This window comes from Sphingobium sp. S6 (genome assembly GCF_905120495.1).
In the GTDB taxonomy this organism is placed as follows: Bacteria; Pseudomonadota; Alphaproteobacteria; order Sphingomonadales; family Sphingomonadaceae; genus Sphingobium; species Sphingobium agri.
Map to the genome: position 1 here is coordinate 622,366 of NZ_CAJHOG010000001.1, position 15,923 is coordinate 638,288.

General features: G+C 62.4%; 15 protein-coding genes and 1 tRNA gene. 11 read left to right on the plus strand and 5 right to left on the minus strand.

From position 1 onward, the window contains the following. Nucleotides 1-27 precede the first annotated feature (27 nt). Complete coding sequence (trxA, locus tag SPHS8_RS03135; protein WP_097091545.1) at nt 28-348, plus strand: thioredoxin TrxA; 321 nt, start codon at nt 28-30, stop codon at nt 346-348. Between the two features lie 65 nt (nt 349-413). Here the strand turns inward: trxA and SPHS8_RS03140 are convergent, their stop codons facing one another. Next, complete coding sequence (locus tag SPHS8_RS03140) at nt 414-1,211, minus strand: inositol monophosphatase family protein (RefSeq protein WP_097091546.1); 798 nt, start codon at nt 1,209-1,211, stop codon at nt 414-416. Beyond that, the gene (gene argJ, locus SPHS8_RS03145) at nt 1,211-2,437 is read right to left on the minus strand and encodes a bifunctional glutamate N-acetyltransferase/amino-acid acetyltransferase ArgJ (protein ID WP_201513954.1); all 1,227 of its coding nucleotides are present in this window, start codon (nt 2,435-2,437) and stop codon (nt 1,211-1,213) included. Before argJ ends, SPHS8_RS03140 begins: the two co-directional genes overlap by 1 nt. Nucleotides 2,438-2,600: 163 nt before the next feature. Between argJ and secA the strand changes: the two genes are divergently transcribed. Then, nucleotides 2,601-5,345, plus strand: a complete 2,745-nt coding sequence (gene secA, locus SPHS8_RS03150; RefSeq protein ID WP_201513963.1) for a preprotein translocase subunit SecA — start codon at nt 2,601-2,603, stop codon at nt 5,343-5,345. Nucleotides 5,346-5,468: 123 nt separating this feature from the next. On the opposite strand, the gene SPHS8_RS03155 is transcribed toward secA, so the two are convergent. The 3 genes from SPHS8_RS03155 to SPHS8_RS03165 form a co-directional block, all read right to left on the minus strand. Beyond that, nucleotides 5,469-5,894: a DUF983 domain-containing protein gene (locus tag SPHS8_RS03155; RefSeq protein ID WP_097092772.1), complete on the minus strand. Its 426-nt coding sequence runs from the start codon at nt 5,892-5,894 to the stop codon at nt 5,469-5,471. 297 nt (nt 5,895-6,191) lie between these two features. Further along, a complete protein-coding gene (locus tag SPHS8_RS03160) occupies nt 6,192-6,428 on the minus strand; it encodes a hypothetical protein (RefSeq protein ID WP_097092773.1) in 237 nt (78 codons plus the stop codon). Between the two features lie 98 nt (nt 6,429-6,526). Beyond that, nucleotides 6,527-6,614, minus strand: a tRNA-Ser gene (locus SPHS8_RS03165). A 197-nt stretch (nt 6,615-6,811) separates the two neighbouring features. On the opposite strand from SPHS8_RS03165, the gene SPHS8_RS03170 reads away from it, so the two are divergent. The 9 genes from SPHS8_RS03170 to SPHS8_RS03210 all read left to right on the plus strand — a co-directional run bounded on the left by SPHS8_RS03170 (nt 6,812) and on the right by SPHS8_RS03210 (nt 15,867). Further along, nucleotides 6,812-7,858, plus strand: a complete 1,047-nt coding sequence (locus SPHS8_RS03170) for a lytic murein transglycosylase (RefSeq protein WP_201513965.1) — start codon at nt 6,812-6,814, stop codon at nt 7,856-7,858. 115 nt (nt 7,859-7,973) lie between these two features. Then, on the plus strand, nt 7,974-9,137 hold the full coding sequence (locus tag SPHS8_RS03175; RefSeq protein WP_097091550.1) for a D-alanyl-D-alanine carboxypeptidase family protein: 1,164 nt from the start codon (nt 7,974-7,976) through the stop codon (nt 9,135-9,137). Further along, on the plus strand, nt 9,134-9,760 hold the full coding sequence (gene tmk, locus SPHS8_RS03180; RefSeq protein WP_201513967.1) for a dTMP kinase: 627 nt from the start codon (nt 9,134-9,136) through the stop codon (nt 9,758-9,760). Before SPHS8_RS03175 ends, tmk begins: the two co-directional genes overlap by 4 nt. After that, nucleotides 9,757-10,728: an AAA family ATPase gene (locus tag SPHS8_RS03185; RefSeq protein ID WP_201513969.1), complete on the plus strand. Its 972-nt coding sequence runs from the start codon at nt 9,757-9,759 to the stop codon at nt 10,726-10,728. The genes tmk and SPHS8_RS03185 overlap by 4 nt, the downstream gene beginning before the upstream one ends. 44 nt (nt 10,729-10,772) lie before the next feature. Next, entirely contained in the window at nt 10,773-12,347 is a 1,575-nt protein-coding gene (gene metG / locus SPHS8_RS03190) for a methionine--tRNA ligase (protein ID WP_201513971.1), read from the plus strand. A gap of 4 nt (nt 12,348-12,351) precedes the next feature. Beyond that, nucleotides 12,352-13,155 carry a TatD family hydrolase gene (locus tag SPHS8_RS03195; RefSeq protein ID WP_201513973.1) on the plus strand — a complete coding sequence of 268 codons (804 nt, stop codon included), beginning with the start codon at nt 12,352-12,354 and terminating at the stop codon, nt 13,153-13,155. Then, on the plus strand, nt 13,152-13,937 hold the full coding sequence (locus SPHS8_RS03200) for an MBL fold metallo-hydrolase (protein ID WP_201513976.1): 786 nt from the start codon (nt 13,152-13,154) through the stop codon (nt 13,935-13,937). The genes SPHS8_RS03195 and SPHS8_RS03200 overlap by 4 nt, the downstream gene beginning before the upstream one ends. Nucleotides 13,938-13,942: 5 nt before the next feature. Then, nucleotides 13,943-14,569, plus strand: coding sequence for a retropepsin-like aspartic protease family protein (locus SPHS8_RS03205; protein WP_201513979.1), 627 nt, complete (start codon nt 13,943-13,945; stop codon nt 14,567-14,569). Then, nucleotides 14,566-15,867 (plus strand): MFS transporter, encoded by a 1,302-nt coding sequence (locus SPHS8_RS03210; RefSeq protein ID WP_201513982.1) that lies wholly within the window; start codon nt 14,566-14,568, stop codon nt 15,865-15,867. Before SPHS8_RS03205 ends, SPHS8_RS03210 begins: the two co-directional genes overlap by 4 nt. Nucleotides 15,868-15,923: the final 56 nt, after the last annotated feature.

Here is a 15,923-nt window from a genome sequence, read left to right on the forward strand (position 1 = left end):
ATATCCGCCAACTCAAGGAGATATATTATGGCAACCAAGGCAGTCACCGACTCCAGCTTTCAGGCGGACGTGATCGACGCAGACAAGCCCGTGCTTGTCGATTTCTGGGCGGAATGGTGCGGCCCCTGCAAGATGATCGGCCCCGCCCTGGAAGAAATCTCCGAGGAACTGGCCGATCAGGTCACGATCGCAAAGGTCAACATCGACGAAAATCCGGACGCGCCCGGCAAATATGGCGTGCGCGGCATTCCGACGATGATCCTGTTCAAAAATGGCGAAGCAGCCGCCACCAAGGTCGGCGCAGCTCCCAAGAGCGCCCTCAAAGGCTGGATCGAAAGCGTCCTGTAAGACGCACAAACCTCCCTCTCCCCTTCAGGGGAGAGGGGGAAGCGCCACCTCTCCGCAACTACACGCTACCGAAACAAAACCCCCGCCGCCAAATCCCACAAACGCGGCGAAGAAGCCCCCAGCAACCCGCGCCGCATGTCGCCCACCATATAAGGCGACCCGTCCAGCCGTTGGCAACAACCGCCAGCCTCGTTCAGGAACAGCGTCCCGGCGGCATGGTCCCACGGCAATGTTCGTGCAAAGACCGAAACGTCGTTCTGCCCCAGTACCAGCCGGGGATATTGCTCGGCCGCGCAGCGCGGAATGTCTACGACCGCAAACTTCCCCTCCGCGCGTTTCTGAATATCCGCGCGTTCCTCGTCCGACATGAAATAGACCGCCAGCGCCGCGATCGGAAGCGGATCGCCGCTCTCCTTCGCTCGCACCTGCTCGCCATCGATATAGCTTCCAGCCCCCAATGTCGCATGACATAGGCGGCCGGTCAGCGGGTCCAAAATCCATCCTGCCAAAGTCGTCCCTGCATCCGCCAGGGCGATCATGATGCCGAAGGGGGGGCGTCCAGCGGCGAAATTGCCGGTCCCGTCGATCGGGTCGATGATCCAGTTGAGCCCGTCGCCCGCGCGCTCCAATATTGCCGGATCGGCAGCACAGGCCTCTTCGCCGATGATCGCCGCGTCGGGCAATATCCGGCTCAGCCCCTCAGCCAACCTGATCTCGCTTTCCTTGTCGGCGATGGTAACGAAGTCGTCCGCCGCTTTCTCGCTAATTTCCTCTGTGCGGAGGTTCTGATAGCGCGGCATGACAATGTCCCGCGCGACTTCACGCATCAGCGCGACGACATCGTCATGCAGTTCGATCGGCATCAGCTGCGATAATCCGCGTTGATCGAGATATATCCGTGCGTCAGGTCGCAGGTCCAGACCGTCGCTCGGCCCTCGCCCAGGCCAATGTCCACGCCGATCTGGATATCCTGTCCTTTCAGATGCGCGGCAACCGGCGCTTCATCATATCCTTCCAGCGCAAGCCCGCCGGACGCCACCTGCGTCGCGCCGAACCGGATCGACAGCTTGTCGCGATCCGCTGGCTCGCCAGCCTTGCCGACCGCCATGACGACGCGGCCCCAATTGGCGTCCTCGCCCGCGATCGCCGTCTTCACCAACGGCGAGTTGGCGATGGACATCGCGATCCGGTGCGCGCTCGCGTCGCTCTCCGCGCCTGCCACGCTGATCTCGATAAATTTCGACGCGCCCTCGCCATCGCGCACCACCAGATGGGCCAATTGCAGGCATAGGTCACTCAACGCGGCGTGAAACGCATCCGCTCCGGCATCATCCATCGATGTGAGCGGAGCATTGCCTGCCTGGCCCGAGGCGAAAGCCAGCACCGTGTCGCTGGTCGACGTATCGCTGTCGACCGTGATGCAGGAAAAGGTCCGCCGGTTCGCCGCCGACAGCATCTGCTGCAAAAGCTTCGGGTCGATCGCCGCATCAGTGAAGATATAGCCGAGCATTGTCGCCATATCGGGCGCTATCATGCCGGATCCCTTGATGATCCCCACCAGCTCCACCCGCATCCCGCCGATCATGGCGCTCGTCCGCGCGCCCTTGGCATAGGTGTCGGTCGTGCCGATGGTATTCGCCGCCTCTTCCCATCCGCAAGGTGCGGCGGCAAAGGCAGCGTCCAACCCAGCCTCGGCCTTGTCCACCGGCAGCGGCACGCCGATCACCCCGGTGGAGGATATGAACACGTCCGAAGGCAGGCACCCCAGATGATTGGCCACCTTCGCCGCGATCGCTTCGACCGCCGCCCGTCCGCGATGTCCGGTAAAGGCATTGGCATTGCCCGCATTCACCACCAAAGCCCGCGCCGATCCGAGCGGAATGGCGTCACGGCACCACTCGACCTCGGGGGAGGGGCACTTGCTCTGCGTCGTCACGCCCGCAACCGCAGTGCCCTCGGCCAACTCGACATAGGTCAGGTCGCAGCGGTCCCAATTTTTGTACCGGGCCTTGGCCACGCGCGCGGTCACACCCGCGATCGCGGGAAGTTCGGGAAAGCTTGGCGGAGCGAGGGGGGAAGCCTGTGTCATGCGCGCGGCTTAGCGCATATCACCCGCCCGTCAATCGTTCCTCGACGAGATCTCCGTGACGCGCTCATCAATTGACTATCCCACGGCCAAACCCTAAATCGCCGCGCATATCCGTGTGCGTTGCCTTAACAGGGTGCGCGCTCCCCTTTTGTCAGGAACTTGCATGTTCGGCGCACTCGCCAAGTCCATCTTCGGATCGTCCAACGAACGTTACGTAAAGTCGCTGGGCAGGATCGTCGAACGCATCGCTTCTTTTGAACCTGCCATTTCGGCGATGAGCGATGAGGTACTGACTGCCCAGACCGCGCGCTTCCGTGAGCGGCTTGCGCAGGGCGAAACACTGGACGACCTGCTGCCCGAAGCCTTCGCCACCGTGCGCGAAGCGGCCAAGCGCACCCTTGGTCAGCGTCATTACGATGTGCAGATGGTCGGCGGCATCGTCCTCCATCGCGGCGAAATCGCCGAAATGCGTACCGGTGAGGGCAAGACGCTGGTCGCGACGCTTGCCACCTATCTCAACGCGCTGGAGGGGAAGGGCGTCCATGTCGTCACCGTGAACGACTATCTCGCCAGCCGCGACTGCGAGTGGATGGGCCAGGTCTACCGCTTCCTTGGCCTCACCACCGGCGTGATCGTGCCGAACCTCAGCGAGGATCAGAGGCGAGTGGCCTACAACGCCGACATCACCTACGCGACGAACAACGAACTCGGCTTCGACTATCTGCGCGACAATATGAAATATGACCGCGCGTCGATGGTGCAGCGGCCTTTCAACTTCGCCATCGTCGACGAAGTGGACTCGATCCTCATCGACGAAGCGCGCACGCCGTTGATCATCTCCGGTCCGACCGACGACAAGTCGGAGCTTTATGTCTCGGTCGACGCCATCGTGAAGCAACTCGATGATGCCGATTATGAAAAGGACGAGAAGCAGCGCTCCGTCACCCTGACCGAAGACGGGACGGAAAAGATCGAGCGGCTGCTGGAAGAGGCGGGCCTGCTCGAAGGCGCGAACCTCTACGATTTTGAGAACACCGCCGTCGTCCATCACGTCAATCAGGCATTGCGCGCGAACATGATGTTCCGCCGCGACATCGATTACATCGTGAAAGACGGCAAGGTCATCATCATCGACGAGTTCACTGGCCGCATGATGGACGGCCGTCGTTGGTCCGATGGCCTGCACCAGGCGGTGGAAGCGAAGGAAGGCGTCCAGATCGAGCCGGAAAACCAGACGCTGGCCTCCATCACCTTCCAGAATTATTTCCGCATGTACCCGAAGCTCGGCGGCATGACCGGAACGGCTGCTACCGAAGCGACCGAATTCTACGAAATCTACAAGATGAACGTCGTCACCATCCCGACCAACCGGCCGGTGCAGCGTGTCGATGAAGAAGACAGCTTCTACAAGAATCTGGAAGACAAGTTCCGCGGCATCGCCAAGACGATCAAGATCCATGCCGAAAAGGGCCAGCCGGTCCTCGTCGGCACCGTGTCGATCGAAAAGTCGGAAATGCTGTCCGAATTCCTTAACCAGGAAGGGGTGAAGCACGCCGTCCTCAACGCCCGCTTCCATGAGAGCGAGGCCCATATCGTGGCGCAGGCGGGGCGAAAGGGCGCCGTCACCATCGCCACCAACATGGCTGGCCGCGGCACCGACATCAAATTGGGCGGCAACCTGGAATTTCGCGTCGAAGACGAACTGCGCGACATGCCCGAAGGCCCGGAACGCGATGCCGCGATCGCGCGGATCGACGCGGAGATCGAAGCCGAAAAGCAGGAAGTGCTCGCCGCCGGCGGCCTTTTCGTACTCGGCACCGAACGGCACGAAAGCCGCCGCATCGACAATCAGCTGCGCGGCCGCTCGGGGCGTCAGGGCGATCCCGGCCTGTCTCGCTTCTACCTCAGCCTTGACGATGACCTGATGCGCATCTTCGGCCCGGACACGATGTTCGCCAAGATGATCCGCTCGAACCTTGAGGATGGCGAAGCGCTGCCCCCGTCCAAATGGCTCAGCAAGGCGATCGAGACCGCGCAGAGGAAGGTCGAGGCGCGCAACTACGACATCCGCAAGCAGGTCGTCGAATATGACGACGTCATGAATGACCAGCGCAAGGTCATCTACGAACAGCGCAGCGACATCATGGACGCCGATACGGTTGACGATGTCGTCACCGACATGCGGCATGAGACCGTCAACGATCTTGTCGGTGCCTCCTGCCCGCCGGGCACTTATCCGGAACAGTGGGACATTGAGCGGCTGAAGCTTCGCACTGCCGAGATCCTCGGACTGGAGCCGGACTTCGATGCCTGGTTGACTGAGGACGCTGTCGATCCGGAAATGATCGAGGAGCGCCTCACAGCGCTCGCCGATGAAGCCGTGGCCGAAAAGGTCGCGAGCATCGATCCTGAAAACTGGCACATGATCGAAAAATCGATCCTGCTGCAAAGCCTGGACCATCATTGGAAGGAGCATCTGTCGACCCTGGATGCTCTCCGCCAGGTCGTTCACTTGCGTGCCTATGCGCAGAAGACGCCGATCAACGAATATAAGCAGGAAGCTTTCGCCCTGTTCGAACGCATGCTCGGGAACATCCGCGAGGATGTCACCGGCTCCATCGCGCGCGTTCAGTTCCGCATGGACGGCGGCGATATCGCGCCCTTGCCCGATTTCGACCTGCCGGTGCTCCCGGACTTCATCACCACGCATATCGACCCCTTCTCAGGCGAAGATAATAGCGGGGACATCGACGCCGGGCAGCTTGGCGGCATCACCACGACGCTGCCGCGCCCGCCGGTCGGCAACGCTGCCCCGGGCGAGTTCGACAATCTAAACATCAGCCGCAATGCGCCATGCCCCTGCGGCTCTGGCCAGAAGTACAAGCACTGTCACGGCGCGCTCGCGTAAGTAATTGACCGTCCTGCCAACGCACGCTGGCATGACGGGCGGCCATGTGCAGTGCTGAGAGATCGCGCCTGCCCCTCATCGAACGATGAGGGAGCATGCCAATAGTTCGAAAAGACGCGGCGGTCAGTCCCGCCGCTCGTCCCGACCATCACCATGCAGCTTGGCCCAAAGATCCCCCGTCCCGGCCTCCTGCGCCTTTGTCACATACTGCGCAGCCACCAGCCAGCCTTTGATCGGACGCAGCGGCAGCACGGTTGTCAATATCAGGACCGGTATCCCCACCGCGATATGCACCCACAGGGGCGGGCGCGCCAGGATTTCCAGCATGACGATGAAGATCACGCCGGGGACGCAGGCGAACAACTGCACGAACACGGCAGGCCCGTCTGCCGGATCGGCAAAGGAATAATTCAGCCCGCACACCTCGCAATGATCGCGGATCGTCAGGAACCCGCGGAATATATGCCCTTCGCCGCATCGCGGGCACCGGCCCAGCGCCCCCGTTTCGATCGGCGATCGCTTCGGCCAGTTGTTTGACGGTTGAACCATGTCCTGTTTTCCCTTGCCCAATCTGGCCTTCCTTCGCAGCGTCCATGTGATGGCAGGGCTATGGAAATCAACTAGCCTTTTTGTCCCACCCATGGATTAAGCGGGTGGATAAGCAGGACGCCGGGTTGACGTTACGACACGGCGGGCGAAGCGCCTTCCATGGATTGCGGCCGTCAACAATCTCTGTTACACGCGCGGCGATTTGGATGCCCGACAGCATACAAGTCGCGCCCCCGGCATTCCCTTGCCCGGGGGCGCTTTTATTTCTTCACTGACCGCTTCGTCTCTGCGCGCGACTTAATGCGCTGGCTTTTCCGCAGCCGGGTCGCCAGGCATGTCGAAATTTTCCATGGCATCGTGCAGCACCTGATCGGGACAGGAAGCCGCGAGTGCTCTCACCTTGTACCGCAGCGCCAATTCCCGATGCGCCGCGATCTCTTCGGCCGGGGCGTGCCGGGCCAAGGCGCTGTTTACCTTGTCCGCTTCTTCCCGCGCTCGCCGGAAAAGATAGGGTGCATCCGTTTGCCCAGACATCGCAACCTCCAGATCGTGAAGAGGCATGATAGCATGCCAGTTCACGATACTCTCTAACGCGGGTTAAGGCGAGGCGTAGCTGCGATCATCTGCAAAACTGGCGGAAGGGGTGGGATTCGAACCCACGGATGCTTGCGCATCGGCGGTTTTCAAGACCGCTGCAATCGACCACTCTGCCACCCTTCCGTTCCGGGCATTCCGGTTCCTGCCTTGCGTCGCGCGGCCGTCCATGCCTGGAACCCGCTTCCTAGCGAAGCTTTGCGCCATGCCAAGCGTAAAATGACCAAATCAGCTTTCAGTGCGTTGTTGTCACGATCGCAGCGACAAGGGGGATTTCGCCTTCCGCCCTCGCTGTGCCACAAAGGGATGAGGGAGATTCTCTAATGCGTTCAACCATTCACTCGCTTCTGCTGCGTCTTGCCGTGGTCACGGTGGGCAGTCTGATGGCGGGTCCTGGTATGACGCAGGACATGGCTCAGGACGCGGGCTTTCGCAGCTATCTCGAAGCGCTGCGGCCAAAGGCGCGCGCCATGGGCATCCGCTCTTCGACGCTGGATTCCGTGTTTCCGTCGCTCACCCCCAATCCCCGCGTCATTCAACTGGACCAGAACCAGCCGGGGGGCGGGGCCTATTCGCCCATTCCCAATTTCGAACCCTACAGGCGCCAGCATGTGGACGCCGCGCGGATCAGCCGTGGCCGTACGGCCTATCAGGCGAACCGCGCCCGCCTTGCCCGGATCGAAGCGGAAACCGGTGTGCCTGAGGAAATCATGGTCGCCATCTATGGGCATGAAACCAACTATGGCTCCTATACGGGTGACTTCGACCTGATCCGCTCACTTGCGACCCTGTCCTATGAAGGACGCCGCCGCAGCCTGTTCGAACCGGAGCTGCTGGCGACGCTCAAGATGCTCGATAATGGCGTGCCGCGCAGCCGCCTGGTCGGCAGCTGGGCAGGGGCGACGGGTTATCCGCAATTCCTACCCAGCGTCTATCTGCGCCTGGGCAAGGATGGCGACGGCGATGGCCGTGTCGACATCTGGAACAGCGAAGCGGACGCGCTCGCTTCGATCGCCAATTATTTCGTGAACGCCGGTTGGCGGCGCGGGCAGCCATGGGGCGTTGCCGTGTCCGTACCCGCGAATTTCAACCGCGCCAGCGTTACGGCCCGACTTTCCCCGGCCCGCTGCCCCCGCGTGTTCAACCGCCACAGCCGTTGGCTCAGCATGGCCGAATGGCGCAGCCGGGGCATCGTTCCAACGGGCAGCAGCCGGCTTGCCGACACGACGTTAGCCACGCTGCTGGAGCCCGATGGCCCCGGCAAGACTGCCTATCTGCTGACGAGCAATTACCGCGCCATCCTCGATTATAATTGCTCCAACTTCTACGCGCTCTCGGTCGGGCTCCTCGCCGACGCGGTCAGGCAATAGGGCCGCGTTCAAAGGCCGCGCCGCGTCACACCTCTTGAGAATGTATCCGTCATGGCTAATGACAGGGGGCGGGGCATTCTCATCACCCGAATCCATCAGTGCGAAGGCAGTCCTCATGAACAAGTCACTTGCCGCCATCCTCTTCGTCGGATTGCTGGCCCAGCCTCTCACGGCTGCGGCGCCTCCTTATACCAGCGAGGCGCCTATCGCTTATATGAAGGACCTGTCGTCGGGCGCAGTGCTGTATGACAAGGGCGGCGAGACACGCATCCCGCCTGCCTCCATGGCGAAGATGATGACAGCGCACGTCGCCTTCCGCCTGATCCAGAAAGGCGACCTGAAGCTCGACACGAAATTCACCGTTCGCCCCGAAACCTGGAAACAGTGGCATGGCCCGGCTGCTGGTTCGACCATGTTCCTGTCGGCGGGCGAACAGGTGTCGGTGGAAAATCTGCTGCACGGCATCGTCACCCTTTCGGGCAATGACGCTTGCGTCGTGCTGGCGGAGGGGATCGCCGGGACGGAGCAGGCCTTCGTCGCCCTGATGAACGACGAAGCCAAGCGGCTTGGGCTCAAGAACAGCCATTTCGGCACCAGCAATGGCTGGCCCGACGAAGGCGTCACCTATGTGACGGCAGAAGACCTGGCTCTCCTCGCCGAAGCGACGATCGAGGAGACGCCGGACCTTTACAAGCGCTTCTACGCGACGCGCTCCTTCACCTGGGGCAAGACGATGGGCGGTTCCGACATCGCACAGTCGAACCGCAACCCGATCCTGGGGAAGATCGCCGGTGCCGACGGCCTCAAGACCGGCCATACGCAGGAAGCGGGCTATGGCTTTACCGGTTCGGCCGAACAGGACGGCCGCCGCCTCGTCATGGTGGTTGCCGGGCTGACGAGCTTCAACGGTCGTGTCGCTGAATCCGTCCGCTTCATGGATTGGGGCTTCAAGGCATGGAAGGCGCAGCCGCTCTTCAAGAAGGGCCAGACTGTCGAAACCGCCGAGGTCCAGCTTGGCAGCGCCACCAGCGTGCCGCTCGTCGCGCCTCGGGATATGGCGGTGACGCTGCCCCGCACCGCGTCCGGCAACATTTCGGTCAAGGTCGCCTATACCGGTCCGATCAAGGCGCCGATCGCCAAGGGGCAGAAGGTAGCCGAGCTGATCGTCTCCACCCCCGACACCCCGCCTCAGGTCCTGCCGCTGGTCGCTGGTGAGGAAGTGTCCGAAGCAGGCGTCTTCGGCCGCCTCTGGAACGGCCTGAAGTCCTTCTTCGGGTGACACACGGCCGCTTCATTACTTTGGAGGGCGGGGAGGGCGCCGGTAAATCGACGCAACTCCGCGCTCTTGCTGCCGCTTTGCGCGCCAAGGGGCTGGAAATCGTCGAAACCCGCGAACCCGGCGGCAGCGAGGGCGCGGAAGCCATCCGCGCCCTGCTGCTCACCGGCGCCGCCGACCGCTGGAGCCCGCGCGCCGAAGCGCTCCTCTTCGCCGCAGCGCGCGCCGACCATATCGAAAAGACGATCCTTCCCGCGCTCGACCGGGGCGCATGGGTGCTGTCCGACCGCTTCCTCGACAGCAGCCGCGCCTATCAGGGCATGGGCGAGCTTACCGACGCCGACATATTGACCCTGCACCGCATCGGCAGCGCCAATTTCCTTCCCGACCGCACCTTCTTCCTCACGCTTCCCGAAGGCGAGGCGCAGCAACGCGCGTGGGTTCGGGACGGTGACGCGGCGGACCGCATAGGCGGCCGCGACGCCGCCTTCCACGCCGATGTCGCAGCCGCCTTCGCCCGCTTCGCCGATCAGGAGCCCGCCCGCATCCGCGCCATCGACGCGTCAGGAAAGCCCGAAGCCGTCACCGCGCGCCTCGTCGCGGCGCTGCAGGATCTGCTGCCATGACCACCATCCTTGGCCATGACAGCCAAGCCGGCATGCTGATCGCCGCCGCGCGCAGCGGCCGGATGCATCATGGCTGGATCTTCGCCGGTCCGCGCGGCATCGGCAAGGCAAGCTTCGCCCGCGCACTGGCTCTTCGCCTCCTCGCAGAAGCCGCCGGTCCCGCCCCCGATGGCGAGGGGCTCACCGTCGCCGCCGAACACCCGATCCGCAAGCTGGTCGAGGCGGACGCCCATCCCGATTATGCCGAACTCTACTGCCTGGAGAAAGAAACCGGCACCGCCCGCAACATCTCGGTCGATCAGGTGCGCGGGCTCCAGCGCCTCGTCCAGTCCGCGCCTTCGCTCTCCCCCCGCCGCATCGTCGTCATCGACAGCGCCGACGACCTGGAGCGCGGCGCCGCCAACGCCTTGCTCAAGACGCTGGAGGAGCCGCCTGCGGACATGCTCTTCTTCCTTGTCAGCCACGCGCCCGGCCGCCTGCTGCCCACCATACGCTCGCGCTGCCGCACCCTGCGCTTCGACCCGCTGGACGACGAAGCCATGCGCACCATTCTGCGCCGCGAACAGCCCGATCTGGCGCCCGCAGAGATAGAGGCGCTCGCCACCTTGGGGGACGGCGCGCCCGGCCGAGCCCTGCGCTATGCAGGCCTCGATGTGACCGACCTAGACCGCTTGCTCCACGCGATCGCAGCGGATGGCGACCCCGGCAACCGGAATCGCCTCCTCCTCGCAAAGCTGCTCTCCGGCAAGGCGTCGCGCGCCCGCTATGAAGCCTTTCTGGAGCGCGTCCCCGCCTTCATCGCCGATGCCGCCCGCCAGCGCAGCGGCCCCGCGCTTGGCACGGCGCTCGACCGGTGGGAAGCCGCCCGCCAACTCGCCAGCGGCGCGATCATCCTCTCCCTCGATCCCGCATCCGTCGCTTTCGAACTCGCCGGCCATGTCGCCGCCCTCGCGCCGGGCCAGCGCTGAAAAGCGGGCTTTGCGCGCGCCTTAACACTCGCTAGGGAAGGCGCATGTCGCAGCCTTACACGATCACCACCGCCATCAGCTATCCCAACGGCCGCCCGCACATCGGCCACGCCTATGAGGTGATCGCGACCGACGCGATTGCCCGGTTCCAGCGGATGATGGGCCGCGATGTCTTCTTTCAAACCGGCACGGACGAACATGGCCTGAAGATGGATCAGGCCGCCCGCGCCCGCGGCATCGAACCCCGCGCGCTGGCCGATGAAATGTCGGGCTACTTCAAGGATATGAACGACAGTCTGAACATCAGCTATGATCGTTTCATCCGCACCAGCGAACCCGATCACCACCGCGCATCGCAAGCGATCTGGCAAGCGATGGAAGCCAATGGCGACCTTTACCTTGGCCGCTATGAAGGATGGTATTCCGTCCGGGACGAAGCCTTTTACGACGAAAAGGAACTGATCGAAGGGGAAGGGGGCGAAAAGCTCTCTCCACAAGGCACGCCGGTCGAATGGACGGTCGAGGAAAGCTGGTTCTTCCGCCTCTCCGCCTATCAGCAAAGGCTGCTCGACCTCTACAACAGCCAACCCGGCTTCATTCAGCCCGACAGCCGCCGTAACGAGATCATGCGCTTCGTGGAGGGCGGCCTCTCCGACCTCAGCGTCTCGCGCACCAGCTTCGACTGGGGCGTCAAGGTGCCGGGCAGCGCCGAAGCGGGTACGCCTCATGTCATGTATGTCTGGGTAGACGCGCTCACCAATTATCTCACCGGCTGCGGCTATCCGGACGATGCCGAACGCATGGCGCGCTACTGGTCGGAAGGCGGGGACATTACGCACATCATTGGCAAGGATATCGTGCGTTTTCATGCTGTTTACTGGCCAGCTTTCCTGATGAGTGCGAAGCTTCCCTTGCCCAAGCAGATCTTCGGCCACGGCTTCCTCCTCAACCGAGGTGAAAAAATGTCGAAGTCGGTCGGCAACGTCGCCGACCCCATGGAATTGGCCGAGCGCTTCGGCGTGGATCAGCTCCGCTATTTCCTGCTGTCCGAAGTCACCTTTGGCAATGACGGCAGCTACAGCGCGGAGGCCATTGTCGCCCGTTCAAACAGTGATCTTGCCAACAGTTTCGGCAATCTCGCGCAACGCACCTTGAGCTTCATCGCCAAGAACCTGGAAGGCCGCTTGCCAGAGCCTGCGCCCCAGGATGTGGACAGCGACCTGCTGAAAACGATCAGCGACGCCGCCCGGACCTTCCAGACTGCCATGGCGGATCTCGCGCCCTCGACAGCGATCGAAGCCTGGATGCGCGCCGTTTTCGCCTGCAACGCCTATATCGACGCCCAGGCGCCATGGGCCTTGCGCAAGACCGATCCCGCCCGGATGGAAGCGGTGTTGGCCACGCTCTACGAAGCCATCACCAACCTCGCCATCATCATCCAGCCGGTGATCCCCGCCAGCGCCACGGCGCTGCTCGACCAGATGGGCGTGCCGCAAGCAAACCGGACCTATGGCGCGATCGCCAGCAGCGCCTACGCCGATCTGCGCGCCAGCGGCTTCACTCTCGGCGCACCCAAGCCGCTCTTCCCGCGGCTTGAACTTACCGAAGCGGACGCCTGATCCCATGCTGATCGATAGCCATTGTCACTTGAATTACAAAGGCTTGATCGAAGATCAGCAGAATGTGCTCGAACGCGCGCGCGCCGCTGGCATCGACCTCATGCTCAACATCGCGACGCGCGAAAGCGAATGGGACGCGGTACTCGCTACGGCCGAACAACAGCCTGACGTCTATGCGACGGTCGGCATCCATCCGCATGAGGCCGACGAGCATCCCCATATCGACACGGCCAAACTCATCGAACGCGCCGCCCATCCCCTGGTGGTGGGCATTGGCGAGACTGGCCTCGACTATTGTTATGATCACAGCGACCGCGCCCGGCAGCAAGGCAGCTTCCGCGCCCATATCGCCGCCTCGCGCGCTACCGGCCTTCCGCTCATCGTCCACACCCGCGATGCAGAGGAAGATACACTCGCGATTCTGCGCGAAGAAATGGGGCAGGGGACCTATCCCGGCGTAATCCATTGCTTCACGGCCAGCGGAGCCTTCGCCGATGCAGCGTTGGATCTGGGCTTCTACATCAGCATATCCGGCATCGTGACGTTCAAGAGCGCCAAGGATCTTCAGGAAACCGCTGCGCGGCTGCCGCTCGACCGGCTGCTCGTCGAAACAGACTCTCCGTTTCTCGCGCCGGTGCCGCATCGGGGCAAGCCCTGCGAACCGGCATTCGTGGCCGACACCGCCCGCTTCCTGGCCAATCTGCGCGGCCAAAGCGTGGAGGAACTCGCCTCAGCGACCTCGGCAAACTTCCGCACCTTGTTCCGCAAGACCGGGTTCAGCAAATCCGGAGCAGCGCCAAGCGCATGAGCCTCAAGCTCACCATCCTGGGCTGTGGCACCTCATCGGGCGTTCCCCGGATCGGCAATGACTGGGGAAACTGCGATCCTGCCGAGCCGAAGAATCGCCGGACCCGCGCATCGATCCTGGTGGAAAGCGCTACCACGCGTATTCTTGTCGACACCTCGCCTGACATGCGTGCCCAGTTGCTGGCCGCCGATGTCGTCTATATCGACGCCATTCTCTGGACCCACGACCATGCCGATCACTGCCATGGCATCGATGACGTGCGCCAGCTTTATCACCACAGGCGGACAGCTGTGCCCGGCTACGCGCGGCGCCAGACGCTCAAGCTGCTCAACGAGCGGTTCGCCTATGCCTTCGAAGGGCGGCAAGGCTATCAGCCCACTATAGAGCCGCATGTGCTGCCCGATGGGCTGCGCATAGGGGACATCGATATCGCCTGTACCGACCAACCGCATGGCGAAATTTTCTCTACCGGTTTCCGCTTCACATCTGGCGGGAGATCAATCGGCTATTCCACTGATTTTCATGCATTAACTGCTGACATGATCAGCCTGTTCGATGATCTGGACATATGGGTGGTCGACGCCCTGCGCGAACAACCGCACCCAACGCATCCGCATCTTGCCTTGACGCTGGACGGCATCTCCGCCGTCCGCCCGCGCCATGCTATCCTGACGCATATGGACCAGAGCATGGACTATGCGAGCCTTTGCCGCAGCCTGCCCGATGGCGTGGAGCCGGGCTATGACGGCATGAGCGTCGAACTATATGGGGAAGGGGACTGACCGGCATGACGGGGGATCAGGCAGCATCCAGCATCTGGTATGTGCTTGCGCTCGTCCTCGTTGGCTCTGCTCTGTTGGCGCGCCGCATGCCGATGGGTGGCATGCTGCGCCTGGCACTCGTCTGGGTCGCAATCTTCGCGGCTTTGCTGGGTTTGTTCAAACTCGGCGAAAAGGTCGGCCTCTTCTCCGCAAGGATGAACGGGGAGGGAGCAGCTTTGCCCTCGCAGGACGCGCCGCCCATCCCGCCGCCGGCCACAGCCGAAGGTCAGGCCCTGCGCATCCCGATCGCGCCTGACGGCCATTTCTGGGTTGAGGGCACCGTCAACGGCACCCCGACGCGCTTTCTCATAGACAGCGGGGCGAGCATCACCGCACTCTCCGTCTCTTCCGCGCGCGCTGCGGGCCTCAATTTCGATCTCAACGCGCCCGGTGTCTCGATGATGACCGCCAATGGCAAGATCGATGCGAAACGCTCGTCCGTGTCCACGCTGGCCATCGGCCCGATCCGGTCGAGCGATCTGCCGATCGTCATCTCACCCGCCTTTGGCGAAGTGAACGTGATCGGCATGAACATGCTGTCGCGCCTCAAAAGCTGGGGCGTCGAAAATGGCGAGATGGTGTTGAAGCCATGACGTCAACGCTTGCGCTGCGTGCGCCTACCCAACGCGAAAGGTTGAAGGCGATCGTCGGCGGCTCCTTAGGAAACCTGGTGGAATGGTATGATTGGTACGCCTATGCGGCCTTTACCCTCTATTTCGCGCCACATTTCTTCCCGAATGAAGACCGCACCGCCCAGTTGTTGAGTGCTGCCGGTATCTTCGCTGTCGGCTTTGTCATGCGTCCGGTCGGCGCGTGGCTGATGGGGGTGTATGCCGACCGGCACGGGCGCAAGAGCGGCCTCACCCTGTCCGTCGCGCTCATGTGCGCAGGCTCGCTGCTCATCGCGGTGACGCCCGGCTATGAAGTGATTGGGGTAGGGGCGCCGCTTTTGCTTGTCCTTGCGCGCTTGATGCAGGGCCTGTCCGTCGGCGGTGAATATGGCGCCAGCGCGACCTATTTGTCGGAAATGGCTGGGCGGAACCGGCGTGGCTTTTTCTCAAGCTTCCAATATGTTACGCTCATTGCCGGACAGTTGACGGCAATATGCGTCCTGCTCATCCTGCAAGCCGTGCTGAACCCTCAGCAGCTTGACGCCTGGGGATGGCGAATACCTTTTCTTCTCGGCGGCGCGCTGGCCGTGATCGTCTTCTGGCTACGCAGAGGCCTAAGCGAAACGCAAAGCTTCCACGCCGCCAAGGCGGAAGGCGCACCGCGGTCGGGCTTTGTCGAGCTTTTCACGAAGCATCCGCGCGAAACATTGACCGTCATGTTGCTCACGGCGGGCGGTACGATCGCCTTCTATGCCTATTCGATCTACATGCAGAAATTCCTGGTGAACACGTCCGGTCTCAGCCGTGAAACAGCGTCCCAGATCAATGGGATAACGCTGTTCTTTTTCATGTTGCTGCAACCCGCCGCAGGGACGCTCTCGGACCACATCGGGCGCAAACCGCTGATGATTGGCTTCGGCGTTCTCGGGCTGATCTTCACCTATCCGATATTCGCCACGCTCGCCGTGACGCGTGATCCGCTTGTCGCTGGCTTGCTGGTCATGGCGGGTCTGATCATCGTCACGGGCTATACGTCGATCAACGCAGTCGTGAAGGCAGAGCTTTTCCCCGCGCATATCCGCGCGCTCGGCGTGGCTTTGCCATATGCCTTGGCGAACACCTTGTTCGGCGGCACGGCCGAATTCGTCGCGCTCTATTTCAAGCAGATCGGCATCGAACAGGCATTCTACATTTATGTCAGCGTGATGATCGCCATATCCCTCATCATCTACATCAGAATGCCCGACACCAAGCGAAACAGCCGCATCCTGGAAGACTGATCGATGCGGATAGGCCGCTGGCATGCCGCAGGGAAAACACTAGAAATGAGAGCCGC

What these genes read in the sequence shown, in the direction of transcription:
- SPHS8_RS03160 (WP_097092773.1), bottom strand. Translation starts at nt 6,428, where the DNA reads ATGTCTGGGCAAACGGATGCACCCTATCTTTTCCGGCGAGCGCGGGAA.
- trxA (WP_097091545.1), top strand. Translation starts at nt 28, where the DNA reads ATGGCAACCAAGGCAGTCACCGACTCCAGCTTTCAGGCGGACGTGATC.
- SPHS8_RS03195 (WP_201513973.1), top strand. Translation starts at nt 12,352, where the DNA reads ATGCTGATCGATAGCCATTGTCACTTGAATTACAAAGGCTTGATCGAA.
- SPHS8_RS03170 (WP_201513965.1), top strand. Translation starts at nt 6,812, where the DNA reads ATGCGTTCAACCATTCACTCGCTTCTGCTGCGTCTTGCCGTGGTCACG.
- argJ (WP_201513954.1), bottom strand. Translation starts at nt 2,437, where the DNA reads ATGACACAGGCTTCCCCCCTCGCTCCGCCAAGCTTTCCCGAACTTCCC.
- SPHS8_RS03185 (WP_201513969.1), top strand. Translation starts at nt 9,757, where the DNA reads ATGACCACCATCCTTGGCCATGACAGCCAAGCCGGCATGCTGATCGCC.
- secA (WP_201513963.1), top strand. Translation starts at nt 2,601, where the DNA reads ATGTTCGGCGCACTCGCCAAGTCCATCTTCGGATCGTCCAACGAACGT.
- SPHS8_RS03210 (WP_201513982.1), top strand. Translation starts at nt 14,566, where the DNA reads ATGACGTCAACGCTTGCGCTGCGTGCGCCTACCCAACGCGAAAGGTTG.
- SPHS8_RS03200 (WP_201513976.1), top strand. Translation starts at nt 13,152, where the DNA reads ATGAGCCTCAAGCTCACCATCCTGGGCTGTGGCACCTCATCGGGCGTT.
- SPHS8_RS03155 (WP_097092772.1), bottom strand. Translation starts at nt 5,894, where the DNA reads ATGGTTCAACCGTCAAACAACTGGCCGAAGCGATCGCCGATCGAAACG.
- SPHS8_RS03205 (WP_201513979.1), top strand. Translation starts at nt 13,943, where the DNA reads ATGACGGGGGATCAGGCAGCATCCAGCATCTGGTATGTGCTTGCGCTC.
- metG (WP_201513971.1), top strand. Translation starts at nt 10,773, where the DNA reads ATGTCGCAGCCTTACACGATCACCACCGCCATCAGCTATCCCAACGGC.
- SPHS8_RS03140 (WP_097091546.1), bottom strand. Translation starts at nt 1,211, where the DNA reads ATGCCGATCGAACTGCATGACGATGTCGTCGCGCTGATGCGTGAAGTC.
- SPHS8_RS03175 (WP_097091550.1), top strand. Translation starts at nt 7,974, where the DNA reads ATGAACAAGTCACTTGCCGCCATCCTCTTCGTCGGATTGCTGGCCCAG.